We start from the raw sequence: 24,025 nt of genomic DNA, 5'->3' as shown, positions 1-24,025 counted from the left end.
GACTTTAGATTTCGATATGGGTTTCCGAAACGTAGCCGGCGCGATGCAGACTGTCGACATTGCTTTCGGATACAAAACCGGCTGCGATCTCGCGCAGGGCCACGACGGTATCCTTGTCTTTACCGCGCGGGACGAACTCGTCCGCGCCTTTTTCCAATTGTCTGGCCCGTTTACTGGCCAGTAATACCAGTTTGAAACGGTTTTCGACATTTTCTAAACAATCTTCAACGGTAACGCGTGCCATGTTTTAACCTTGGTGAGTTTTGTGAGGATGCCTGAGCACTGAGGACGGCTCGATCTTAGGGCCGCGGCCCAAGCGGGGCTTCGATTATAAGATAAAAGGCCGACTTAGCCAATTGTCGAACAGAGTCGCGTAGGCGGGGAAATTCGATAGGCAATAAAAAGCCCGCTAACGCGGGCCCGTCCTGTTGTTGTAATTATTGTTGTTATGGTTGTGGACGCCTGTCTCGAAGACAGTTTAGTTAAGCAGTTACACTAATTATTATTGTTGTTCAGCCTTTATACAGGCCGCTTCCCTCCCCCTAAAGCTACGACCGCTTTGGGTCGCATGCACTCCGTAAAAGGTGGGCGAAGTGTAGTGAAAAAAGTTCCGACTGTCCAACAAAAAATGCGCGATTTCGGGATGGTTGTTTTGCCTCGAAATTATTTGAGAATTACAAGGGTTTGCGATAGATAAGTGCCTGTTAACATTGCTGTTTAGCGTTCTGCTTTGCGAGACTCCTCCTCGCTGATGAAGAAATTCAGGCGTTCGTTGAGGATGGCTTGTAGTTGAAAGCTGAGATCGGTTTCTTGTCTGGCGAGTTTGATTTGGGTCATCGCGGCTTCAGTATCGCCGCTGGCGAAATAATATTCGGCCATGTAGCGGTGGGATTCGGCCGGTTGTTTTAAATCGGCATGGATTTGCGCCAGTAGCTCGTAATAGAAGGGTTGCTGTTTTTGATAATCCGACATTGATTGCAAGACTTGTCGCGCTCTCTCGGGCTGGCTGTTTTTGATCAACGCCCGGGTGAGTTCGATTTTGATCGCGTCGTTGCTGGGAAAGCGCTCGCTGGTTTTGCTTAATAGGTTGCTGGCTTTTTGATAGTCGTGGCTGTCCATTGCGGTTCTAGCCAGCGCGAACGGGTATTGCGGTTGATTCGGATATTGGTCGGTCAATTGCTGAAAGATTTCTGAGGCCTGGGCGAATTCTTGAGCGTCCTGGTGGATCAAGCCGATGCCATAGCGCGCTACCGCCCGCTGTTCCGTCGTGCCCTGCAGTTCCAAGGTCGCGAAGTGCTTTAGCGCCGATTTTTTATCGCTCGCGGTGGTGACCATCAGCTTGGCTTTCGTCAATAGGTAGCCGAGCGAGTCGGGAATTTGCCGATAGGCATAGGTTTCAGCCCTGCCGCGGGTGTCGGCGATCCGGCTTTCGGAGACCGGGTGGGTACGTAAAAACTCAGGTACGCCCTTGCCGTAATAGCGAGTCGATTGCATTAGTTTTTCGAAGAATACCGGCATCGCGCGCGGATCGAAATTGGAATCGGCCAACGTCTGCATGCCGACCCGATCGGCTTCTTTTTCGTGTTCGCGGGTAAAATCGATCTGAAACTGAATATTACCGGCCTGGACCGCCATCAGGGCTGCCTGGCCCATGTTCGGCGATTGAGTGGCGACCAGAATGGCCGCTAACGTCGCGGCGACGGTCGGTATCGACATTTTGCTGGCTTTCTCGATCGAGCGGTATAAATGACGTTGAGTGACGTGACCGATCTCGTGAGCCATGACCGACGCCAATTCGCTTTCGGATTCGGTCAAAAGTATCAAGCCGGAATTGACGCCGATGTAGCCGCCGGGACCGGCAAAGGCGTTGATATCCGGTTCCATGACCACGAAAAAATGGAACGGCGTTGCCGGATTGTCGCTGTGCGCCGCCAATTGCCTGCCGATGTTTTGAATGTACTGCTCGATTTCCAGGTCTTGACTGATTTCGGCCTGAGTGTGCAGATTGCGGAAAAATGCCTCGCCGAATTCCCGTTCCTGGACCGGCGAGATCAGCGCGCCCGCGGAATCACCCATGTCCGGTAGTTGCATTTTTTCGATTTCGATGGCTCCGCCAGAGGCGGTGAACAAAGTCAGGCTTAAGCCGAGAATTAGGGCAGTCAATTTCATGAAGGCTGGGACAGCAAACGGCGGTCAAGGGTTCAATCGCGTAAGGATTCGCGGCAAAGTCGTTAGAGCCGTATTAAAATGCGGCGTATGGTTGAATTTGCCCGGTACATTTTACAGCGTGATGAAATTTGCAGTACAGGTTAATGGTAGTCCTTATTTGACCAATGCCGGTTTGCACGCATTTCGGTTTGTGGAAGCGGCATTGGCTCAAGGTCACGAGGTCGTTCGGGTGTTCTTCTATCGCGATGGTGTCTACCATGCGTTCCGCTACGCCAGTCCGCCCGATGATGAGCGAGCACCGGTCGCGGGCTGGAGTCGATTGGCGGAACTGAATGGCATCGATTTGGTGGTTTGCATATCGGCGGCGCAACGGCGCGGCCTGTTGTGCGCGGACGAGGCGCGGCGCCAGGGTAAAAACGACGATGATGTGGCGCCCGGTTTTCGGATTGCCGGCTTGGGGCAATGGCTGGAAGCGACTTTGGTCGCGGACCGTTATTTGACGTTCTAATCGCGATGAAAAAACGTTACTTGTTTATGTTGTCCCAGGCCCCGCATTGCGGTAACGGTGTCCAGGAAGCCTTGGACTTGATCTTAACGACCGCCGCATTCGATCAGACCGTTGATGTGTTGTTCGTCGATGATGGCGTCTGGCAGGTGGTCGAGGGGCAGCGAGCGAGTGGGCTAGGGCTAAAAGATACGGCGGGAATGTTCGAAGCGCTGGCTTTTTATGGGGTCTCCGACGTGTTTGTCGAACATGAGTCCCTGATCGAACGCGGTGTGGAGGTCTTTGTGCCGATAATACCTCTGAAGCCGCTTGGGCGCTGCGATTTGCCCGCGCTTTTCAGCGGCTACGATGTGGTCGTGGGCGGCTAAGGTTCACGTTTCCGATCATGGATACGCTAGAATTGCTGGAATATCGATTGAATCCTATCTAAAAATTTGAGGACAGAGCGGCCATGGCGGACGAAATTACAGAAAAAAGGCGATATTTTCGGGTCAACGACACGATTAACTTGTTGCACAAAGTCATCGACAAAAATCACGTCAAGGTATTGAGCCATGTGTCCGACGATGTGCTCAGCAACTGTTCGCTCGCGTCCGCGTTGGAAGTGCTTAATCAAGAGGCCAGATTATTGGCGCCGAGATTGGAACGGCGCGATCCGGATCTGTTCGAATATTTGAAGTTGCTGGATACCAAAATCAATTTGATCGCCCAGGTGTTGACCAGCCAGTCCGAGCAATTTTCGGAACACGATACCCGGGAAGTCAGCCTGAGCGCCACCGGTTTGGCGTTTAGCAACGAAACGCCGGTGTCGGAAGGTGAAGTTCTGGAACTGAGAATGTTGCTGACGTCCTGCATGGCGGTCATTGTCGCTTACGCCAGAGTCGTGCACTGCAAGGATATTTCGGCGGATAATCCCGAGCGGCCGTACGCGGTTTGCGTGGAATACATCAACATGAAAGAAGACGACAGGGAGTTATTGATCAAGCATGTGGTTAAAAAACAGCTGCAACAACTACGCGATAAAAACGAAACTTGAAACGGCCTGGGCCCTTAGTTGCGGGACGGTTCATTGATTTCTCCGGTCGATAGACAACTCATTGCCCTTTTGGTCGACGGGCGATTTCATTCAGGTACCGAATTGGCGGGAGCGCTCGGCGTCAGTCGCTCGGCGGTCTGGAAGCATTTGCAAGGGTTGAGCGAGCTGGGTATTGAAATATTGGCCGTGTCGGGTAAGGGTTACCGTTTGGCTACACCTATGGATCTGTTGGACAGTGAGCGAATTTTCGCTTATTTGCACCATCGCGCTTCCGGTCTCTTGACTGGATTGGAGGTCCACGGCCTTATTGCTTCCACCAATACCTACTTACACGAACTTGCCGAACAAGGTGTGCCTGGCGGCCTGGTTTGCCTCGCCGAACGCCAAACAGCCGGCAAGGGGCGGCGTGGTCGGCAATGGGTTTCGCCGTTTGGGCGGAATATTTATTTGTCGATACTATGGCGTTTTCAAGGCGGTCCCGCCGCCATCGCCGGACTGAGTCTGGCGCTGGGCGTAGCGACAATCCAAGCATTGCGTCAGTTGGGAGCTCACGACGTCGGATTGAAATGGCCTAACGACATCTATTGGCGACAGCGGAAATTGGGCGGTATTTTGATTGAAGTTTCCGGTGAAAGCGACGGACCCTGCCATGCGGTGGCCGGACTAGGATTGAATGTCGATATGTCGACCAAGCAAGGTGAGGCTATCGATCAGGACTGGGCGGATTTGGTGGCAGTCTTGGGCGGCTCCGCTCGTCCCGATCGCAATCGGGTCAGCGGCGTGTTACTAAATCATTGGCTTCCGGTGTTGGCGGAGTTCGAGCAGCGTACCCTGGTCGATTACATCGAAGACTGGCGTGAGGTCGATTGCATGGTGGGAAAAACGGTGGATATTTCAATAGGGAGCCTTGCGCATCGCGGAACTGTGGCCGGCATCGACGACCAAGGTTTTCTGTTGCTAACGGATGCGAACGGTGAGCTACGCCGCTTCGCGTCCGGCGAGGTGAGTTTTAGCAAATCGTGACTTTATTGGTCGACCTGGGTAACAGCCGTTTGAAATGGGCATTGGCGGTCGACGGTAAAGTCGGCGACCTCCACGCGGTCGATTATCGACAAGCCGGATTCGCAGCTTGGTTACGGCGGCAATGGCAAACATATGCCACACCCGAGTGTATCGGCGTCGCCGCGGTCGGTGCGCCGGCAGTCCTCGACGATGTCCTGAGGGTGGCGCAATCGTTGTGGCCGGGGGTGGCGATTGTGAAGCCGTTATCGACGGCGAGCTCAGCGGGAGTCGTTAATGCTTACCGCTTTCCCGATAAGCTTGGAATTGATCGATGGCTGGCTTTGCTGGCGGCTCGCCGCGATTATCCGGGGCAATGGTGTATCGTTGACTGCGGGACCGCAATCACGTTGGACTTGCTTTCCGAAGATGGCCGGCATCAGGGTGGTCTGATAGCTCCTGGCGTTAGCCTGATGAAGGGGGTATTGGCGTTTGGTACGGAGGTACTGCCGCTGGTCGAACGGCAAGCGGACTTTGGGCTTGGAATGACTACCGAAGCGGCCATCGATAGTGGTGTGTTGTCCGCTGCAATCGGGTTGATAGAGGCGACTTTGATCAGGCATCCGCATTACCGGTTGCTAATGTGCGGCGGCGATGCTGAGCTGTTACAGGGGCTGTTGACGGTGGAGGCCGTCGTCGATGTCAAATTAGTATTAAAGGGTTTGCTGATCTGTTGCGAGGCGGGCCGGAGATGAGGTTTTTTTTTCTGCTATTGTGCTTAGCAAATGCTGTGTGGTTTTTTTGGGAGCTGCACTCCGGTGTTTTCAATGCGCCAACGTCCGGCGATTCGACCGCGCCGCCGATACTACTGGTTTCCGAACGCGAGAATGCCCGGCGGGGAGCGGCGATTTCGGCAATCGTCGACCGCTATTCGCAGCGCTCACTTGCTTCCGCCACCCAAGAGGTTTCAGCGTTTTTCAGCCAACCGCACGATTTGCAAATCACGCAGCGTGATCCCCAAGCGGAGGACAGCAAGGCTCGAGAAAACCGCGACCGTTCCGGCTGTCTGCGAATCGGACCCTTTGCCGATCGCCTGGAGATGAGGCGTTGGCTGGCTGCGAAATCCTTGACAGCGGTCGATTCCTACAGTGACGAATTCACCGTTCCCGGCGATTTTCAAGTGTACTTTCCGCCTGCTAGGGACGCCGAGCAATTACGCATCAACAAAATGATGCTTAGAGCTAAAGGCTTGACGGATTTTTGGCCGATTCCATCCGGCGATTTGAAAAGCGCATTGTCTCTGGGCGTATTCACCGAAAAATCGCGGGCGATTCTTTACCGCGACCAGCTTGTCAAACTGGGTATTGTGGCGGCCGTACGTCAGCGCAACCGCATTCGGCCGGTTTGGTACGCTCTGATCCGGCAAGGTGTTGTCGATAGGCTTCAAGACGATGCCGTTACCGTTACTGATGCGGATTGCCGTTCGCACCGGATTGGTGAATAAACGGCCTGTTGAACACTAACGTGCGAAATTCTGTTGGTTTTTTTTACATAATCGAATCCTAATGTTTTTAAGTTTTTGATTTTTAACATGTTGAATACATGGTATGCATATTGCAGTAATAAAATTGACATGAGCATTTGGCACGAAGTCACTTGCGCATGTCTCTCTTATGATCGGCATTGTGGATCAATATCGGTTCTAGGAAAGGTTGGCTATTAGGATGGCCTTTTGTTAACGTTAACTATGGGGAAAATCAATGAAGATGATTTTATCTTTCAAAAAATGTTTGGCGGTGTGCCTGTTGATGGTTGCCAACGCTGCTTCTGCAAGCGTTGTGTGGGAACCTACCGACGGTGACATCAATTTTATTACCCTTGCTTCTGTGTTGGGTTTTTCGGGTGCAGAATTCGGCATTTTCGAAGATTCCGCCACATCAAGCAGTGCAATGCCTGTTTTGACATTCACTGGCGGCGCTACTGTTAGCTTTGCGGCTGCTAGCGGTTCCGATTGGACCGTGAGCTTGCTCAGCGATCCTAGCGTTACCGGCACATTGAAAGGCTCAAGTCATTTTCAATTTGGTATGAAAACCAGCGGTGGTACTTGGACCAATGTTAAGAAAGGCTTGGAATTGGTTGACAATTCCTACTTGCTGGCGTTCGGTAGCAAACTGCTGACCGACATCGCATTGGTTACCGACATCGCTCCGTCAACCGTCGTTGACGACAATCCAGTCTCTCAAGTTCCGCTGCCGGCTTCCATTTGGATGCTAACCAGCGCATTGTTGGGCTTGTTGTACACTGGCCGCCGTAAATCGGTCGTGAATGCCTAATTAGCTAATTTTTAGGTAGGATTGGAAACCGGGGCCGCGTTAGCGGCCCCGGTTTTTTTTCGCGCGTCGGTTTTTGGATTTTGCAATTTGAACGGGTAGACTGGCACGGTCAGCCCTTTGATGCAGTGCTAATGCCGCCATGATCAGGCTGGTGCCGACGACGGTTTTCATCGTGATCGGTTCGCGGTTGGCCAGATACCCCAGTAATAACGACAATACCGGTGTCATCAGGTTCATCATGGCCACGTCGGTGGCCGGCAGTTGTCCAAGCACGTAGTAATACAAGGCAAATCCCAGTGTTGTTGCCACGACACCGAGATAGATGATCGCATATAGAGTTTGTAGCTGAATTTGTGTCGGTAGGGCGCCGTCGTCCAATATTAGCCAGGTCAACCAGTATAAAGGCACCGAAATCAGCAATCCGCCGGTGATCTGCTGCACCGACGGTAGTTTGGCGTCGATTTGCTTAACCCAGACCGCGCTAGCCGCGTGAATAAAGGTTGCCAGCAATATGCCGAGCGTGCCTTGAATGGCCATTGGATGCAATTCCCTGGCCGAGCTGAACATCACGGCCAAACCAAAAGCGCCTAGGCTGTAAGCCGCTAGTTTTCGCCAACCTAGGCTGCGCTCCTTTAGGTAAGCGGCAGCCATGAACGCCGTCATGAATGGGCCGAGGCCGAAAATGACCGAGATCCAGCCTGACGGTACGAAACGCGCCGACCAATAGGTGATCAGCATACTGGCATAAATCTGCATCGAAACGGCTAAATAGGTGCGTAGCGCTAGCCGGTGACAAGGCAAGCCTTTCCGACGCAGTAATAACAGAACCAGCAGGCAGGCCAAACCAATGGACATCCGGCCGGTCGCGCCAAACACGTAGCTGACACCAATGCTGCTCCATTTTATCGCCAGTGGTGTCGTGGTCCAGATCAGGACGACCCCGAAATAGGCTAGCGCGAGCTGTGGCTTCAACTCGGATGCTGTCGGTTGGCGACCAGCTGCTCAACGACAGCCGGATCGGCTAGCGTGGAGGTGTCGCCCAAATCGCTGAACTCGTTGGCGGCAATCTTGCGCAATATGCGCCGCATGATCTTTCCGGAGCGCGTTTTGGGCAGTCCCGGCGACCATTGAATCGCATCGGGTAGTGCAATCGCGCTGACTTCTTCGCGGACCAAATTCTTCAGTTCCGCTTTCAGGGTCTCGTTGCCTTCGACGCCGACATTCAACGTCACGTAAGCGTATATGCCTTGACCCTTGATTGGATGCGGAAAACCGACGACCGCCGCTTCGGCGACCTGGTCGTGCAGGACCAGCGCGCTTTCGATTTCGGCAGTGCCCAGGCGGTGGCCGGAAACGTTTAATACGTCGTCGATACGGCCGGTAATCCAGTAATAGCCGTCGGCGTCGCGGCGGGCGCCGTCGCCGGCGAAATAGTAACCGGGAAATTTGCTGAAATAGGTATCGACGAAGCGTTGATGGTCGCCGTAGACGCTACGGGCTTGACCCGGCCATGGAAAGGTCAATACCAGTATGCCTTCCGCTTCGCCGTCCAGCGGATGGCCTTCGGGATCCAAGATGGCTGGTTGAATACCAAAGAACGGGAGGGTTGCCGAACCGGGTTTCAATGCGGTCGCGCCGGGCAGAGGCGTAATCAGAATGCCGCCCGTCTCGGTTTGCCACCAAGTGTCGACGACGGGGCAGCGTTGATCGCCGACTACGCGGTAATACCATTCCCAGGCTTCGGGGTTGATGGGTTCGCCGACGCTGCCCAGTACACGCAAGGAGTCGCGGCCAGTACGCTGAACGTAGGCATCGCCTTGCGCCATCAGTGCGCGTATCGCGGTCGGCGCGGTATAAAAAATGTTGCCCCGGTGCTTATCGATGACTTGCCAGAAGCGATCGGGTTCGGGGTAGGTCGGGACCCCCTCGAACATCAACGTGGTCGCGCCGTTGCAAAGTGGGCCGTACAGTACGTAGGAATGCCCGGTGATCCAGCCTATGTCGGCCGTACACCAATAAACGTCGCCTTCCCGATAGTCGAACACATACTTGTGGGTCATCGCGGCATACAGTAAATAACCGCCGGTCGTGTGCAAAACGCCCTTGGGCAGGCCGGTCGATCCGGACGTATAGAGAATAAACAACGGATCCTCGGCGTCCATTAACTCCGGCTCGCAGGTCTCGTCGGCACTCTGCATCGCTTCGTGGTAGCAGACATCGCGGCCGTTGCTCCACGGAATATCGTGACCGGTATGCTTGATGACGACGACGGTTCGCAGGTTCGGGCACTGCTTGGCGGCCTTGTCCACGTTCAGTTTGGAATGGACGATTTTGCCGCCCCGGTAGCTCTCGTCGGCGCAGATCAAAAACCGGCAGTCGGCGTCGAGTATACGGTCGCGCAGGGCGTCGGCGGAGAAGCCTCCGAACACAATGGAATGAATCGCGCCGATCCGGGCGCAGGCCAAAATTACGACGGCGGCCTCGGCGATCATCGGTAGGTAAATACAAACCCGGTCGCCTTTACCGACACCTTGCGATTTCATCACGTTCGCAAACTTGCAGACCTGGCGGTGTAGTTCCCGGTAAGTTAGGGTGCTGTGGTGGCTCGGATCGTCACCTTCCCAGATGATGGCGATTTGGTCGCCGCGAGTGGCCAGATGCCGATCCAGGCAATTGACGGTGACATTTAGCTTGCCGCCGATGAACCACTGAATTTCGCCGCGCGGGTAATCGTGAGCCAGTACGCTATCCCAACGGCGCTCCCAGTCCAAAAATTGTTCCGCCTGCTCGGACCAGAAAGCTTCCGGATCGTCTATCGACCGACGATACATTTCATGGTAGCGGTCGGTGTCGATATGGGCGCTGGCGGCGATGGCCGGGATCACCGGATACAGTTTCTGGTCGGACATCTTCATCTCCTTTTTTAATAATCGTGGGCGACAGGTTGGCTAATTCGGGCGACGCCGCTGAGTTGCGCCGGTTGCCAATGGCGGATTCCCCAGTCGAGTAAATCCGCGATCGAAGCATTACGCAACGACGGGGGTGGCGCTTGGTTCAGCAAGCATAGCAACCGATATAAGGTGCGAGCGCCCGAGTGGGTGCTGACGGCGGCGGCACGGCTTTGCTTGCTGAGTTTTTGGCCTTTACCGTCGACGATGACGGGGATGTGCGCGTATGTTGGCGGCGCTTGCCCGAATAGCTGGTACAAATAACACTGCCTGGGCGTGGAGTCCAATAAATCGTAACCCCGCACGACATGGTTGACCCCTTGCCGGCAATCGTCGACGATCACCGCCAATTGGTAGGCGAAAATCCGGTCCTTACGTAGGACGACGAAATCGCCGACCTGTTTGGCCAGATTTTGCCGCATCGGCCCTTGCAAGCGATCGATAAAGCGGATGTCTTGGTTCGGGCAGGCGAGCCTCAACGCATGAGCTTGGCTGGGATCGGGATTCTGATTTCGACAATAGCCTGGATAGCGATCCGGCGAGTCGGCCAATTTGGCGCGACTGCAAATGCAGCGATAAATCAGGCCTCGCTCGCGGAGCCGTTCGATCGCGGCGGCGTATTCGTCCAGATGTTGGCTCTGGAAGTCGATATCGTCGTCCCATTGCAGCCCGAACCCGAATAATGTGTCGATGATACGTTCGGCGGCACCGGCGACGTTACGCGGTGTATCGAGATCGTCGATTCGCAGCAACCAGCGACCGCCGTGGCTGCGGGCATCCAGAAAGCTGGCCAGCGCGGTGTAGAGCGAGCCGAGATGAAGTGGGCCGGTGGGCGAGGGCGCGAACCGGCCGCTGTAGCGTACCGAATCGGGTTGCGCAATCAACCCAGTTGTTTCTCGCGGATTTCGTCCAGGGTTTTGCAATCGATGCACAGGGTCGCGGTCGGGCGGGCTTCCAGACGGCGGATGCCGATCTCAATGCCGCAGGTTTCGCAATAACCGTAATTGCCGGATTCGATTTCCTTCAAGGCTTCATCAATCTTCTTGATTAATTTGCGCTCTCGGTCGCGGGTGCGCAATTCCAGGCTGAATTCGGATTCCTGGGTCGCTCTATCGTTGGGATCGGGGAAATTGGCGGCTTCGTCCTGCATATGCGTGACCGTGCGGTCAACTTCCTTCATCAGGTCGGATTTCCATTTGTTCAAAATCGCAGCAAAGTGCTTGAGCTGCGCTTCGTTCATGTACTCTTCGCCATCTTTTTCCTCGTAAGGTTTAAAAGAATATTCTGACGTAGCAGGTTGAGAATTGTTCATCCAATGACTCCTGGCGGACTGAAAAAATCGGGGCTTTTTATCAGAATAGCCAGGGGCAAGCAAGAAGTTTGTTATGATGCGGCTCTTTTGGTTTCTGGGTCGGCGGGAATGAAGCAGCATATTGCGGAACGGATGCACGGGATCAGCGCGTTTTACGTGATGGAACTTTTGCAGCGCGCCAAGCAATTGGAAGCTCGGGGGCGCGACGTGATTCACATGGAAATCGGCGAGCCCGATTTTCCGACGCCGCCGGCGGTGATCGCTGCCGGGAACCGCTTTCTGCGGACAGGCGAAGTTAAATACACCCCAGCAGCCGGATTACTGGCGCTGCGCGAGGCTATCGCCGATTATTATCATGCGGCCGGTATCAACGTCGATGCCCGGCGAATTTTCGTGACACCAGGTGCTTCCGGTGCGTTTTTGTTGGCTTTCGGTATCAGCATCAATCCTGGCGAGCGGATTCTGATGGCCGATCCTTGCTATCCCTGTAACGATAATTTTGTTCGGCTATTCGGCGGACGTAGCGAATTAATTCCGGTTGGCGCGGACGACGATTACCAGCTCAGTGCCGACCTGATCGCCGAACACTGGGGCGCGGAATGCAAAGGCGCGCTGATTGCGTCGCCGTCGAATCCGACCGGTACCGTGATAGGCCGGGAAGCGCTACGTCAAGCCATCGCCAAGGTTACCGAGTTGGGCGGTTGCTTTTATTCGGACGAAATCTATCACGGCCTAGTCTACGACGATGCGGTGTCCAGCGCATTGGCCTTTAGCGACAAAGTCTTCGTTATCAACAGTTTCTCCAAGTTTTTCGGCATGACCGGTTGGCGGGTCGGCTGGTTGGTGGTGCCCGAAGAATTTATCGATGCCGCGGAGCGCTTGGCGCAAAACATCTTTATAGCCACCTCGACCCAATCGCAGTATGCCGCGCTGGCGAGCTTTACCCCGGAAAACTTGGCGGAACTCGAAGCGCGGCGGCTGGAGTTTCAGCGGCGCCGCGACTTTCTGTGCGAAAATTTGCCGAAACTGGGGTTTCGCATTGCCCGCAAACCGCAAGGCGCTTTTTACGTCTACGCAGACAGCAGCGATTTGGCGGACGATAGTTTCGAATTCGCCAAAGAGTTGTTGGAAACCCAGGCCGTGGCCGTGACGCCTGGCAGGGATTTTGGCGTTTATCGCGCCGATCGGCACATTCGTTTTGCATATACCGCTTCTGTCGATAGAATGGCCGCCGCGCTGACCCGATTGGAAACCTTTTTATGCCGATAACCCAATATACCCCACAACAACTTAAGCAACGCCTGGAAGCCGAGCCGGCGCCACTACTGCTGGATGTTCGCGAACCCCAAGAGTTCGCCTATGCCCGTATCGAAGGCAGTCAGTTGATTCCGTTGCAACAGATTTCGCAACGACTGGACGAGCTGGATACCGAGCGCGATATTGTCGTGATTTGCCATCACGGCATGCGTAGCCAGCAAGCCTGTTTCTTTTTACAACACCATGGCTATAGTCGCCTATACAACTTGCAGGGCGGTATAGACGCTTGGTCGCTGGCATGCGATTCCGGCGTTCCGCGATACTAATAGACACAGAGCGTTATCGGCCGCTGTTGTTTGCGAATGGCTACGATCGCGGCGTTGCTAAGCTCTCCGCGATGGGGGGCTGTATCCGGACGCCGCGGCGTCCGGACTCGCAAGATTTTGATCCGCAATATTAAAAATAAAAAATCGCCATGTTTTTGAAAGAGTTTTATGAAGTTCGCGACGGTGGTATCGCCATCAGCGCCGAGCAGGCCAGCATGTTTGCCAAGGAAGTGGCGCACGACTTTAATCCTTTGCACGATGCCGATGCCAAGCGCTTTTGCGTACCCGGCGATTTATTGTTTTCGCTTGTATTGGAAAAGTACGGGCTCAGCCAGAACATGCACTTTATCTTTTCCGGCATGGTGGGTCACAACGTCCTGTTGAATTTCCCGGAGACCGATGCCGAGCGTTTCGATGTGACCGACAGTCAACAAGATAAGACCTATCTACAAATCGAGCGCTCCGGCGATGTGATCCGCGATCCCAGCCTGATCGAGGCCCTGATCCGCGATTACGTGGCGTTTTCCGGGCAGAATTTTCCGTACGTGCTGGTGCCGCTGCTAGCCAAGGAAAATGTGATGTTCAACATCGACCGGCCGTTGGTCATCTACGAAAGCATGACGCTACATCTGGATTGCATGCAATTCAGCGAGCCGCGTCTGGAAATGTTGGAACCCAAGATGGAGGTCAACGGCAAACGTGCGACGGCTTATCTGCACTTTCAGATTTGCTGCGGTGACGCGGTGGTCGGTTCCGGCTTCAAGAAGCTGGCCGTCAGCGGCTTGCGGGATTACGAAGTCGAGCCGATGCAAGCCTTCGTCGAAGAGTATCTGGCGCGCAAGCACGGATATCTGAGCAATCTCGCGGTTGCCGAGGTGGGCTGAGGTCTGATTACCGGTAGCCGCGAACCGGTGCCGCCCACACGGCAGCGGTTAAAGATTCAAGTGGGTGGCAGCCTAACCGTGGCCGCCAAACCACCCAGTTCGGCGGATCGGCTCAAGGCCAGGCTGCCGCCGTAGTAGCCGGCAATGTCGTGGACGATGGCTAGTCCCAGCCCGTGGCCGGGTGTGGCTTCGTCCAGACGCAACCCTCGCTGCACCATTTGCCGCAGTTGCTGCTTGTCGCAACCGGGGCCGTCGTCCGCGATTCGTAACGTCAAACCTTCCCGTTCCGCGACGTCGATGACAATTCGCGATTTGGCCCACTTGCAGGCGTTATCGAGCAGGTTGCCTATCATTTCCAGCATGTCCTCGCGGTCCAGATGCAATAACTGATCGGGCGCTCGTATCTCGAAAGACAAGGCCTTTTCCGCGTAAATGACCTGCATCAGCTCGCACAGCGCCGTTAATTCCACATGGGGATTGAAGGTCGCGCCGGGTTGGGCGTTTCCGGAAATCCGCGCTCGTTTCAATTCACGGTCTATCCGTTTCAAGATCGTTTGGTTCTGTTGTTCCAACTGTCGTTTCAATTCCGGCAAGTCGCGTAGCGCCGGATTTTCGGCCAGCCGAAACAGCATCGCCAACGGCGTTTTCAAGGCGTGCGCCAGATTGCCGATCGCGGTCCGCGATTGGTGAAGGCGGCGTTCAACCAACATCAATAGCCGGTTGACTTCCTTGACCAGCGGTCGGATTTCGAACGGAACCTCGGCTTCGATCTGACGCTGCTGACCGTGGGCGATGGCCGCCAGTTCGCCGGTAACCGCGCGTAGCGGTCGTAACGATCGTTTAACGTCGGCGGTTTGCAGCGCGATCGCCGCGACCAGCACAGTCAGACTCAATGCCAGATAGCCGATTCGGATCGCGGTGATGTCTCGACCGATGTCGGTCAAGTCCTCGGCGGTACTGATGCTGATGGTGTGGCCGGCTTTGGCGAATCCGCGGCTTAAGACTAATAACAGTTGGTCGTGGGGACCGGACTTGAAATGGAATTGTCTGGTAGTATCGACGGCCATGGCCTCGAAAGGTAGCGTCGTGCCGGCGAGTGAGCGCGAATAAATCGGCTTGCCGTCGATGTGTAGCACGAAATAGTGGCCCGAATAGGCTTGGCCGTAAACCGAGCCGGCGTGGCTGGTATCGAAGCTGGGCTGGCCGTCGGCGTCGAAGTCGAGGGTGTCCAGTATCGAGTCGCTGTCGTGAGTCAGGCGGGTCAACATCTGTTTTTCGGCGACCGAGCGTATCACCCAGTCGGCCGCCAGCCAATGCAATGCAAATATCACGCATAAGATAGCCGCTAGCCCGCGATTCAAGCGTAAGCGCAATGAAATCACGCGGTTTGCCCAAATACGTAACCTTGGCCGCGCCGAGTAGCGATCAAATCCTTGCCGAGTTTGCGGCGTAAACGGTTGACGTAGACTTCGATGACATTGCTGTCCGGATCGCCGTCCATTTCATAGACATGCTCCATCAAATCGGTTTTCGTCAAAATTTGGCCGGAGTGCAGCATGAAATAGCGTAACAGACGAAACTCCAGCGAGGTTAACTGAGCGGATGGCTGACCTTCCATCGTAACGGTTTGCAATTCTTCATCCAAAGTAACGCCGGCGCAGGTCAGACCGGTATTGGTGATTCCATGGCAGCGTTTTAACAACGCCCGGATGCGCGCCTGCAATTCTTCGATGTGAAAGGGCTTGCCCAGGTAATCGTCCGCGCCGGCTTTAAAACCGTCGACTTTTTCGTGCCAGGCGTCGCGCGCGGTCAGCACGATGACCGGCATGGCGTTACCGGCGTCCCGCCATTTCTTAAGGACTGCCAGACCCGACAGCTTGGGCAGCCCCAAATCCAAGACCGCGATGTCGTAATTCTCCGTGGCGCCCAGGAATTCGCCTTGTTCGCCGTCGTAGGCCAAGTCGACCGCGAATCCGGCAATTTCAAGTTCGACCTGGATCGAGCGGGCCAGGTCGGTGTCGTCTTCTATCAGCAGCAGTCTCATCGCAAATGGGCAAACGGTAAAATAGGGATATTGTAGTGCAGCGACGTAGGCAAGGGATTAACACACGCATGACGAAGCGTTTCTAAGCGCCGTGCCTGGCGATGATTTAATCTGTTTTTAATCGCCTATTCAGAACCGGTTTATCTGAATTTGGTCTGATACCTCGCGCTTACCGTGCTTGGCCCAGTCCCTCTGGTCGGCCGGGAGTCGCCGGTGAACACGGTTGCGGACGTTTTAGTGGCGCCCCTTCCGAGTTCCCGTTGCACTTCTGCGTTCGTAGTGCATTCGGAGCCACTTAATCTCATCGGCTTTGTTTATCGTTCATCGGTCGATAGACGACGATTTCTCCTCTAATTTTGACTGAGCTCGTGTCTGGCATGGTCGGCCTTGGCCGATAGCCTCGGGGTATTCTCGCTACACGGCTTTTCCGCCGAATCAACGATCGGTATTTTGTCCGCGCAAAAAAAAGCCCCCGTCCACAAGTGACGGAGGCTATGTAGTATTGCTAGCTTCGGAGGGGTTGCTAGCTTAACAACGAGGGAGGTACAACGAGGAACTAAGCACGCAGGTTCCGATGCAAGTCCAGGTTGCTGGACAGCGACGCCGCGCCGAACAGCAGTGTGGAGAAAATGAACTCGCCGGAAACGAAACCGAATACGCCAGCGGTAAAAAACAGGCCGGTTAATACGTCTCTATAAAATAAAAGGGGTTTGTTCATGTCGGACTCCTAAGACAGCATCGGTTGATTCGTGAAGACGGTTCTATGATAACAATTGTGAAAATATTTACAATAATGCTGATAGTGCATGATTTGTTTTTATATGGGAAACAATTGCGGTCTGGCTCGTTAGCGGCCGTGTTGTAGCCTGGAGCATTTACGGCGTATGCTGTCGGCTCACTTGTAGGGAGAATGCCGCGATGAGTCATCACGCCAATGTATTACGAGCTATCTTTCATGATCCCATCAGCGCCAACATCCATTGGCGGGAAGTCGAATCGTTGCTGCATCACTTGGGCGCCACGATAGAGTCCGGTCACGGCGCCAAGTTTCGAGTGGTGTTAAACCAATTCGAAGGCTTTTTGCATCATCCGCACCACGGCGGTGTCTTCGCCAAGCAGGATGTCAAACACGTCCGGGAACTGCTTGAGCGAGCCGGCGTGACTCCTTCCTCTTACGACGAGCAGCACGGGAAGTGACCAGTGCTGTCGTAAACCGATACCCGACATGACCACCCACGAATTGAGCAATCCGACGATGACCGACTTAAATGCCGTTTTTCAGCGTTTCCTGACCACGCCGCTGGACGATTTGTTGGGCGGGCAAGACGTCAAGCCCGAGGAGAAATTGCTGGCGCTGTTTCGGCGTTGCGCCGCCGAAGTGCCGGCCTACCGCCAGTTTCTGGCCGAGCGCGGCGTCAGCCCCGAGCAAGTGGTCGACTATGCCGAATACTCCCGCTTACCGTTGATGAGCAAACAAGATTACATGCGGGCCTACCCGCTGGCTCAACGTTGCTTCGGCGGCAGTTTGGTCGGAGCCGACCGGGTCGCGGTATCTTCCGGTTCGACCGGCCAGCCGACGTTCTGGCCGCGCTCCGCCGCTGACGAATTGGATGTGGCCCTGCGTTTCGAGCAGGTCTTCAAGGACAGCTTCGCCGCCGATCGCCGTACGACCCTGGCCGTGGTGTGTTTTGCGCTGGGCAACTGGGTTGGCGGTTTATTCACGACCTCATGCTGCTGGCATTTGGCGCGCAAAGGCTACCCGATAATGGTCGCGACGCCGGGTAACAACAAGGCCGAAATCTTTCGGGTGGTGCGCGAGCTGGCGCCGCAATTCGAGCAAACCGTGTTATTGGGTTATCCGCCTTTCATCAAGGATGTTATCGATGCCGGTAGCGCCGAGGGCATCGTTTGGTCGGACTTCAACCCAAAATTGGTGTTTGCCGGCGAGGTGTTTAGCGAGGAATGGCGGGCCTTGGTCGGCGAACGCATCGGTGCCGAGCGAGCGGAATTCGATTCGGCGTCGCTGTACGGTACCGCCGACGGCGGGGTGTTGGGCAACGAAACACCGCTGAGCATCGCGATTCGGCGCTGGTTGGCCGGTCATCCCGACGAGGCCCGCGCATGGTTCGGCGAGTCGCGCTTGCCGACGCTGGTGCAATACGACCCGGCGAGCCGCTTCTTCGAAGTCGAAGCCGATACCTTGGTGGTATCGGGCGAGAACAGCGTGCCGCTGGTGCGCTACCACATCGCCGACAAAGGCGGCGTCATCCCGTATCGGCAAATCTGGGAGCGCTTGCGTGCCGCCGGTATCGAATCGGTGACCGATCTGGGCTTGCCTAGCGATTTTAAACCGCGCGAGCTGCCGTTCGTGTTCGTGTTCGGCCGGGCGGATTTCACGGTGTCCTATTACGGCGCCAATATTTATCCGGAGAATGTCACGGTAGGATTGGAACAACCGGAGTTGACCGGCTGGTTGACCGGCAAATTTGTGTTGCAAGTCAGGGAAAACGTCGCCGGCGATAGCGAGTTGCACGTCGCGGTGGAAGTCTTGCCGGATGTCGATCCCGAACACGTTGATGCGGGGCGGGTCGCCGAATCGATCAAAGTCCAGCTATTGCGGCTCAACAGCGAATTTGCCCACTACACGCCGGTGGAACGGCAAACCCCGAAGGTGACCTTGCAGCGTTTCGCCGATCCCGAGTATTTCCCGGCCGGCGTCAAACATCGCTACACCCGAAAATAGGATAATCGCGGCGCCGCTTCATGCCAAAATCAGAACATATCATCGAAATATTCGATAAGCGGCGGTTTTTATTAGCAATTTTTCTTGACAACCTGTTGCCCGCCGCCTTAAGTTAACCGGCAAGTCACGTTACGCTGACCGGACCGCCGGAAGCCAGTGCGTCCCGCACGGGGCCGCTGGCTTTTTTGTATCTAAATTTCAAGGATTTAAACATGGCACATTGGTATCCCGACAACTCGCAGTCCATCGGCAACACGCCGTTGGTGCGTTTGAACCGCATCGCCGACGGCGCGCCGGTGACCTTGCTGGCTAAGGTCGAAGGTCGCAACCCGGCTTATTCGGTGAAATGCCGGATCGGCGCGGCGATGATTAACGACGCTCAGCGCCGCGGCGTTTTGGGGCCAGGTAAGGAAATCATCGAACCGACCAGCGGCAACACCGGTATCGCGCTGGCCTTCGTCGCGGCGGCGCGCGGCATTCCGTTGACGTTGACGATGCCGGAAACCATGAGTCTGGAACGCCGCAAATTGCTGGTGGCCTACGGCGCCAAACTGATTTTGACCGAAGGCGCCAAAGGCATGAAAGGCGCGATCGCCAAGGCCGAAGAAATCGCCGCGTCCGAACCCGAACGTTATGTGCTGTTGCAACAGTTTAAAAACCCCGCCAATCCCGAAATCCACGAACTGACCACCGGTCCGGAAATCTGGAACGACAGCGACGGCGCGATCGACATTTTCGTATCCGGCGTCGGTACCGGCGGCACGATTACTGGCGTGTCGCGCTACATTAAGTTAAAGCAGGGCAAGCCCATCCATACCGTGGCCGTCGAGCCGGAAGCCAGTCCCATTCTGACCCAATTCCGCGCCGGACAGGAATTGCAACCGGCACCACACAAAATCCAGGGCATAGGCGCCGGATTCGTGCCGGACGTTTTGGACTTATCGTTGGTGGATCAGATTGAACTAGTCAGCAATGACGAAGCCATCGACTACGCGCGCCGCTTGGCCAGGGAGGAGGGCATTTTGGCCGGCATTTCCTGCGGGGCGGCGGTGGCGGCGGCGGTCAGACTCGCCAAGCAGCCGGAAAACGTCGGCAAGACCATTGTCGTGGTATTGCCGGATTCCGGTGAACGCTATCTGAGTTCGGCGCTGTTCGAAGGTTTGTTCGACGCCCAAGGCTCGGCGCTATGAACGAAGCGGCGTTGGCGATTGCGTCTCCCTTTTGGGGAATAGATGATCTGGTCGCGGAACTGCGGGCGATACGCTTGCATTCGCTCGAGGAACGCCATCGCCGCGAACATCCGCCGAAATTGCCGGCCCGTAAGGTGTTGGCCCAGATCGTCGAACAATTGGGGGCGGTCTTGTTCCCCAACCGTCTCGGCCGCCCGGATCTGACCGACGAAGGCATCGATTATTTCGTCGGTCAGACCCTGGACAGTCTGCTACGGGATTTAAGCCGGCAGATTGCGTTGGAACTGCAATTCGTCGCCGAGCAAAACGGCGAAACCATCGACGTCTGGCGGCGGGCAAGCGAGCTGACCCGTGAGTTTGCGGCCAAACTGCCCGGCGTCCGACTGTTGATCGACAGCGACATCCGCGCCGCCTACGAAGGCGATCCGGCGGCCCGTTGTCCCGACGAAGTGCTGGCCTGTTATCCCGGCATCACCGCCGTGATACACCACCGGGTGGCCCATCTGTTATACGGTTTGGGCTTACCGTTGGTGGCGCGCATCGTCAGCGAAATCGCGCATTCGGCCACCGGCATCGATATTCATCCCGGCGCGCGAATCGCCGACAGTTTTTTTATCGATCACGGTACCGGCGTCGTGATTGGCGAAACCGCGATCATCGGTCGGCGCGTGCGCTTGTACCAGGCCGTCACGTTGGGGGCCAAGCGCTTTGCCAAGGACGAAAACGGCCTATTGGTCAAGGGTAACGCCCGCCATCCTATCGTCGAGGACGATGTGGTGATTTACGCCGGCGCGACCATTTTGGGGCGAATCACGATAGGCCGGGGTTCGACGATAGGCGGGAATGTCTGGTTGACGCACAGCGTTCCGCCGGGCAGTCAGGTCAGTCAGGCGCAAGTCCGTAGCGAAATGTACGAGTCCGGCGCAGGGATTTGAATGAATACGTTCAACGCCTTGAAATTTCAGTGAAATATTTTGACCTTGTCCCGGTCTAGGTCGGGGAGTTGTCAGAACGGCCGATACGCCAACCAAACTTTCTTCGAAAAATATCATACAGCCCGATGTCGTAGAACGCGGAGTAGGCGCGGCTAAAAAATAAGTGATTAGTAACAATGGCTTAGATTGGATCTTTTGTTGCCGAGTTGCCGTTGGAATCGAGGTATACGATATTTTTAGATATTCATGTCGCGAATAGACATAAGCAAATTCCGCCGCCGACATGCCGGTATTGACAGGTTTAGTCTGCTATCGGTATCTTGAATCTAAGTCAATCGCTGACCGGATCGCCGGAAGCCAATGCGCTCGTCAGAGCCATTGGCTTTTTTTATGCCCGATGGAAATACGGCCCGAGCGATAGACGCATTCCAAGTCATCAACCAGAACTGCAAGGGACACTTATGTCGGACATTCATCAAGCCCATACCGCGTTAGGCGACGTCGCCGCGCGCACTTTATCCAATGCGACCAAAACCGTGCCGATGATGGGCACGATCACGCCGCGTTGGCTGGTTCATCTGCTGCCTTGGATCCCGGTCGAAGCGGGTATTTACCGGGTCAACAAAGTCAAAAGCGAGACCAGCATCGCCGTCGATTGCTCAAGTCTGGACGAGAAAGTGCTGCCGCAAACCTTCGTCGATTACGAAGAATGGGGCCGCGAATACCGCCTGAATGCGGTCAACACCGTCTTGGACGTACATACCCGCGTCGCCGATTTATACAGCAGCCCGCACAACCAAATTCATGAGCAATTGCGGCTGACCATCGAAACCGTCAAAGAGCGTCAGGAAAGCGAGCTGATCAACAATACCGAATACGGTTTGCTGAACAACGTCATCGAATCGCAAAAAGTCAAGACCCGCAAAGGTTCGCCGACGCCGGACGACTTGGACGAACTGATCGCCCGAGTCTGGAAAGAGCCGGGCTTCTTCCTAGCCCACCCGCGGGCGATTGCAGCCTTCGGCCGCGAAGCCACCCGCCGCGGCACGCCGCCGCCGACCTTGTCCTTGTTCGGTTCGCAATTCATCACTTGGCGCGGATTGCCTTTGATCCCGACCGACAAGCTGAAAATCGTCAACGGCAAAACCAACATACTACTGCTACGCACCGGTGAAAGCCGGCAAGGCGTGGTCGGTTTGTATCAACCAAACCTGACCGACGAACTTAGCATGGGACTGTCGGTGCGTTTCATGGGCATTAACCACAAAGCTATCGCTTCCTATTTGGTCTCGTTGTATTGCTCGCTGGCGATACTGACCGACGACGCGATCGGCGTACTCGAAAACGTCGAAGTGGACAATTACTATGACTACGCCTAATCCGGATCTGGCCGGGCTCGCTCAACAAGCGCTGAGCGGCGGTACGGTGCCGGCTGGTTTGCCGGACACCGCCGAATTAAGCCGCTTGGCCAACCTGTACTACAGCGATATGCCGACCGGCGATGGTCAAGCCATCGACAACGTACCGGCCTCGGCGGCGAGTTCGGTGCCGTATCACGCGGTGCCTAACGGTTTCGCGAATCGGCCGGGTATCGATAGCAGTGCCGTCGCCGGTCTGGCCGGACCGAGTGCCGGTTTGCCGGGCTTGTCGGAGTTGCAGCGGTTGGTGGACACCAGTAGTCGGCCGCCAGCCGGGCCAGGTGCCGGTGCCGGTAGCGCGCCGTTTTATTTTCTCAATGAACTGTCCGGCCTAGCTCGTGCCGCGCAAATTCCCGGCCTGGGTTCGGCGCATCCGCCGTTCGACGTGAACGCGGTGCGCCGCGACTTTCCGATTCTGGAAGAGCGGGTCAACGGCTATCCGTTGGCTTGGTTGGACAACGCCGCGACCACCCAAAAACCGCAGTGCGTCATCGATCGGATATCTGAGTTTTATCGTCATGAGAACTCCAATATCCACCGGGCCGCCCACGAACTGGCGGCGCGCGCCACCGACGCCTACGAAGGCGCGCGCGCTACCGTGGCGGGGTTCATTAACGCGTCGTCGGCTGACGATATCGTGTTCGTGCGCGGTGCTACCGAGGCGATCAATTTGGTCGCGCAAAGTTGGGGTCGGCAATTTATCGGCGAAGGCGACGAAATCGTCATCAGTTGGCTGGAGCATCACGCCAACATCGTGCCTTGGCAGCAGTTGTGCCGGGAAACCGGGGCGCTCTTGCGGGTGATTCCGGTCGACGACGACGGTCAGGTGATTCTGGCCGAGTACCAAAAACTGCTGAATGCCAAAACCAAGCTGGTATCGTTTACCCAGGTGTCCAATGCCTTGGGTACCGTGACGCCGGCGGCGGAGATGATAGCGCTGGCTCACCAGGCCGGCGCCAAGGTGTTGTTGGACGGCGCGCAATCGGTGTCGCATTTGCGGGTGGATGTGCAAAGCCTGGATTGCGATTGGTTGGTGTTTTCCGGACACAAGATTTTCGGCCCGACCGGTATCGGCGTGTTGTACGGCAAGCCGGAACTGCTGGCAATCACCCAGCCTTGGCAAGGCGGCGGTAACATGATCGAAGACGTTACGTTCGAGAAAACCGTGTATCAACCGGCGCCTGCCAAATTCGAAGCCGGCACCGGCAATATCGCCGATGCGGTGGGCTTGGGGGCGGCGTTGGAGTATCTGAGTCGGATCGGCATCGAAAACGTCGCCCGCTACGAACACGAGTTGCTGGAATACGGCATGCACATTTTGCGCGCGATCCCCGGTGTGCGTCTGATCGGCACCGCGCCAGACAAAACCAGTGTGCTGTCCTTCGTGATGGCGGGGCACTCCACCCAGGATGTCGGTAAGGCACTGAACGAAGCCGGCATCGCGGTCCGTTCCGGCCACCATTGCGCGCAGCCCATCCTGCGTCGCTTTGGCTTGGAAGCCACGGTACGGCCGTCGCTGGCGTTTTACAACACCTACGAAGAAATCGACCGCTTGGCGGCCGTCCTGAAGAAGCTGCAATGCGCCAAACGTAGTTTTTAGGGTTCGAACCCGCAAACCCGGCTGCTCCGGCCGGCGTTTGCGTTGTTTGGTTTTCTCTCCGCACTTGGGGCGTTGGAATGGTCATTCCGGCGTTCTCAAGCACCGCCTGTGTGTGATTCCGACCGATTTCAAACCGGCCGGGGCGGTCGAATCCGTTCCGATTTCGCCTTTCCAAGCTCGTCAGGATTCCGCGTTCACCGGGGTGTTTCCCGTTAAGCCAGTCCGGTCTTCGCCAGGCCATGCGCTGGTGTGGCCCGCATTGTTCCGTCCCTATGTTCGTCAACGAACAGACCTCGCCCTCTTGCCTGCCTAGGAGCCTGTCGGAC

Annotated in this window: 25 protein-coding genes; 16 read left to right on the top strand and 9 right to left on the bottom strand. The window is 55.8% G+C overall.

Annotated features, from left to right (window positions below; all coding sequences use genetic code 11):
* Nucleotides 1-4 precede the first annotated feature (4 nt).
* Together rpoZ and A1355_RS23915 are read right to left on the bottom strand one after the other, a co-directional pair.
* The gene (gene rpoZ, locus A1355_RS23920) at nucleotides 5-244 is read right to left on the bottom strand and encodes a DNA-directed RNA polymerase subunit omega (RefSeq protein WP_064031788.1); all 240 of its coding nucleotides are present in this window, start codon (nucleotides 242-244) and stop codon (nucleotides 5-7) included.
* Between the two features lie 473 nt (nucleotides 245-717).
* Nucleotides 718-2,169, bottom strand: a complete 1,452-nt coding sequence (locus A1355_RS23915; RefSeq protein WP_064031787.1) for a M48 family metalloprotease — start codon at nucleotides 2,167-2,169, stop codon at nucleotides 718-720.
* A gap of 121 nt (nucleotides 2,170-2,290) precedes the next feature.
* Between A1355_RS23915 and tusD the strand changes: the two genes are divergently transcribed.
* The 7 genes from tusD (at nucleotide 2,291) to A1355_RS23880 (ending at nucleotide 7,042) form a co-directional block, all read left to right on the top strand.
* Nucleotides 2,291-2,677 carry a sulfurtransferase complex subunit TusD gene (tusD, locus tag A1355_RS23910; protein ID WP_064031808.1) on the top strand — a complete coding sequence of 129 codons (387 nt, stop codon included), beginning with the start codon at nucleotides 2,291-2,293 and terminating at the stop codon, nucleotides 2,675-2,677.
* A gap of 5 nt (nucleotides 2,678-2,682) precedes the next feature.
* A complete protein-coding gene (gene tusC, locus A1355_RS23905) occupies nucleotides 2,683-3,042 on the top strand; it encodes a sulfurtransferase complex subunit TusC (RefSeq protein ID WP_064031786.1) in 360 nt (119 codons plus the stop codon).
* A gap of 83 nt (nucleotides 3,043-3,125) precedes the next feature.
* Nucleotides 3,126-3,710: a PilZ domain-containing protein gene (locus tag A1355_RS23900; protein ID WP_064031785.1), complete on the top strand. Its 585-nt coding sequence runs from the start codon at nucleotides 3,126-3,128 to the stop codon at nucleotides 3,708-3,710.
* Nucleotides 3,711-3,728: 18 nt separating this feature from the next.
* Nucleotides 3,729-4,733, top strand: a complete 1,005-nt coding sequence (gene birA / locus A1355_RS23895) for a bifunctional biotin--[acetyl-CoA-carboxylase] ligase/biotin operon repressor BirA (RefSeq protein ID WP_331710132.1) — start codon at nucleotides 3,729-3,731, stop codon at nucleotides 4,731-4,733.
* On the top strand, nucleotides 4,730-5,464 hold the full coding sequence (locus A1355_RS23890; RefSeq protein ID WP_064031784.1) for a type III pantothenate kinase: 735 nt from the start codon (nucleotides 4,730-4,732) through the stop codon (nucleotides 5,462-5,464). The genes birA and A1355_RS23890 overlap by 4 nt, the downstream gene beginning before the upstream one ends.
* A gap of 35 nt (nucleotides 5,465-5,499) precedes the next feature.
* Entirely contained in the window at nucleotides 5,500-6,213 is a 714-nt protein-coding gene (locus A1355_RS23885; protein WP_157198017.1) for a hypothetical protein, read from the top strand.
* Nucleotides 6,214-6,469: 256 nt separating this feature from the next.
* The gene (locus tag A1355_RS23880) at nucleotides 6,470-7,042 is read left to right on the top strand and encodes a hypothetical protein (protein WP_064031782.1); all 573 of its coding nucleotides are present in this window, start codon (nucleotides 6,470-6,472) and stop codon (nucleotides 7,040-7,042) included.
* A 39-nt stretch (nucleotides 7,043-7,081) separates the two neighbouring features.
* Here A1355_RS23880 and A1355_RS23875 read toward each other — a convergent pair whose 3' ends face one another.
* Genes A1355_RS23875 through dksA form a run of 4 tightly spaced genes read right to left on the bottom strand, consistent with a single transcriptional unit; the run spans nucleotide 7,082 to nucleotide 11,302 of the window.
* Nucleotides 7,082-8,014 carry a DMT family transporter gene (locus A1355_RS23875; protein ID WP_064031781.1) on the bottom strand — a complete coding sequence of 311 codons (933 nt, stop codon included), beginning with the start codon at nucleotides 8,012-8,014 and terminating at the stop codon, nucleotides 7,082-7,084.
* On the bottom strand, nucleotides 8,011-9,951 hold the full coding sequence (acs, locus tag A1355_RS23870; protein ID WP_064031806.1) for an acetate--CoA ligase: 1,941 nt from the start codon (nucleotides 9,949-9,951) through the stop codon (nucleotides 8,011-8,013). Before acs ends, A1355_RS23875 begins: the two co-directional genes overlap by 4 nt.
* A gap of 14 nt (nucleotides 9,952-9,965) precedes the next feature.
* On the bottom strand, nucleotides 9,966-10,874 hold the full coding sequence (gene gluQRS, locus A1355_RS23865; protein ID WP_231883782.1) for a tRNA glutamyl-Q(34) synthetase GluQRS: 909 nt from the start codon (nucleotides 10,872-10,874) through the stop codon (nucleotides 9,966-9,968).
* On the bottom strand, nucleotides 10,871-11,302 hold the full coding sequence (gene dksA, locus A1355_RS23860; RefSeq protein ID WP_064031780.1) for an RNA polymerase-binding protein DksA: 432 nt from the start codon (nucleotides 11,300-11,302) through the stop codon (nucleotides 10,871-10,873). Before dksA ends, gluQRS begins: the two co-directional genes overlap by 4 nt.
* Before the next feature lie 108 nt (nucleotides 11,303-11,410).
* Here dksA and A1355_RS23855 point away from each other — a divergent pair, with 108 nt between their 5' ends.
* From A1355_RS23855 to A1355_RS23845, 3 genes are all read left to right on the top strand, one after another.
* Nucleotides 11,411-12,571 carry an aminotransferase class I/II-fold pyridoxal phosphate-dependent enzyme gene (locus A1355_RS23855; RefSeq protein ID WP_064031779.1) on the top strand — a complete coding sequence of 387 codons (1,161 nt, stop codon included), beginning with the start codon at nucleotides 11,411-11,413 and terminating at the stop codon, nucleotides 12,569-12,571.
* On the top strand, nucleotides 12,562-12,885 hold the full coding sequence (locus A1355_RS23850) for a rhodanese-like domain-containing protein (protein WP_064031778.1): 324 nt from the start codon (nucleotides 12,562-12,564) through the stop codon (nucleotides 12,883-12,885). The genes A1355_RS23855 and A1355_RS23850 overlap by 10 nt, the downstream gene beginning before the upstream one ends.
* Before the next feature lie 149 nt (nucleotides 12,886-13,034).
* Entirely contained in the window at nucleotides 13,035-13,769 is a 735-nt protein-coding gene (locus tag A1355_RS23845; RefSeq protein WP_064031777.1) for a DUF3581 domain-containing protein, read from the top strand.
* Nucleotides 13,770-13,825: 56 nt separating this feature from the next.
* Here A1355_RS23845 and A1355_RS23840 read toward each other — a convergent pair whose 3' ends face one another.
* The 3 genes from A1355_RS23840 to A1355_RS25910 form a co-directional block, all read right to left on the bottom strand.
* Nucleotides 13,826-15,100, bottom strand: a complete 1,275-nt coding sequence (locus A1355_RS23840) for a sensor histidine kinase (protein ID WP_231883781.1) — start codon at nucleotides 15,098-15,100, stop codon at nucleotides 13,826-13,828.
* A gap of 47 nt (nucleotides 15,101-15,147) precedes the next feature.
* Complete coding sequence (locus A1355_RS23835) at nucleotides 15,148-15,813, bottom strand: response regulator transcription factor (RefSeq protein WP_064031775.1); 666 nt, start codon at nucleotides 15,811-15,813, stop codon at nucleotides 15,148-15,150.
* Between the two features lie 556 nt (nucleotides 15,814-16,369).
* Entirely contained in the window at nucleotides 16,370-16,531 is a 162-nt protein-coding gene (locus tag A1355_RS25910) for a hypothetical protein (RefSeq protein ID WP_168030662.1), read from the bottom strand.
* 200 nt (nucleotides 16,532-16,731) lie between these two features.
* On the opposite strand from A1355_RS25910, the gene A1355_RS23830 reads away from it, so the two are divergent.
* The 6 genes from A1355_RS23830 to A1355_RS23805 all read left to right on the top strand — a co-directional run bounded on the left by A1355_RS23830 (nucleotide 16,732) and on the right by A1355_RS23805 (nucleotide 23,699).
* Nucleotides 16,732-17,010, top strand: a complete 279-nt coding sequence (locus A1355_RS23830) for a hypothetical protein (protein WP_064031774.1) — start codon at nucleotides 16,732-16,734, stop codon at nucleotides 17,008-17,010.
* 28 nt (nucleotides 17,011-17,038) lie between these two features.
* Nucleotides 17,039-18,556: a phenylacetate--CoA ligase family protein gene (locus A1355_RS23825; RefSeq protein WP_231883780.1), complete on the top strand. Its 1,518-nt coding sequence runs from the start codon at nucleotides 17,039-17,041 to the stop codon at nucleotides 18,554-18,556.
* 212 nt (nucleotides 18,557-18,768) lie between these two features.
* Nucleotides 18,769-19,746, top strand: coding sequence for a cysteine synthase A (gene cysK, locus A1355_RS23820; protein WP_064031773.1), 978 nt, complete (start codon nucleotides 18,769-18,771; stop codon nucleotides 19,744-19,746).
* An 11-nt stretch (nucleotides 19,747-19,757) separates the two neighbouring features.
* Nucleotides 19,758-20,681 (top strand): serine O-acetyltransferase EpsC, encoded by a 924-nt coding sequence (epsC, locus tag A1355_RS23815; protein ID WP_396643639.1) that lies wholly within the window; start codon nucleotides 19,758-19,760, stop codon nucleotides 20,679-20,681.
* Between the two features lie 461 nt (nucleotides 20,682-21,142).
* Entirely contained in the window at nucleotides 21,143-22,060 is a 918-nt protein-coding gene (locus A1355_RS23810; RefSeq protein WP_064031771.1) for a family 2A encapsulin nanocompartment shell protein, read from the top strand.
* Nucleotides 22,047-23,699, top strand: coding sequence for a family 2A encapsulin nanocompartment cargo protein cysteine desulfurase (locus A1355_RS23805; protein ID WP_064031770.1), 1,653 nt, complete (start codon nucleotides 22,047-22,049; stop codon nucleotides 23,697-23,699). Before A1355_RS23810 ends, A1355_RS23805 begins: the two co-directional genes overlap by 14 nt.
* Nucleotides 23,700-24,025: the final 326 nt, after the last annotated feature.

It is taken from the genome of Methylomonas koyamae (assembly GCF_001644025.1).
GTDB classification, from domain to species: Bacteria; Pseudomonadota; Gammaproteobacteria; order Methylococcales; family Methylomonadaceae; genus Methylomonas; species Methylomonas koyamae_A.
Note: the sequence above shows the minus strand (reverse complement) of the source record. Positions and strands in the feature narration are given on the sequence as shown.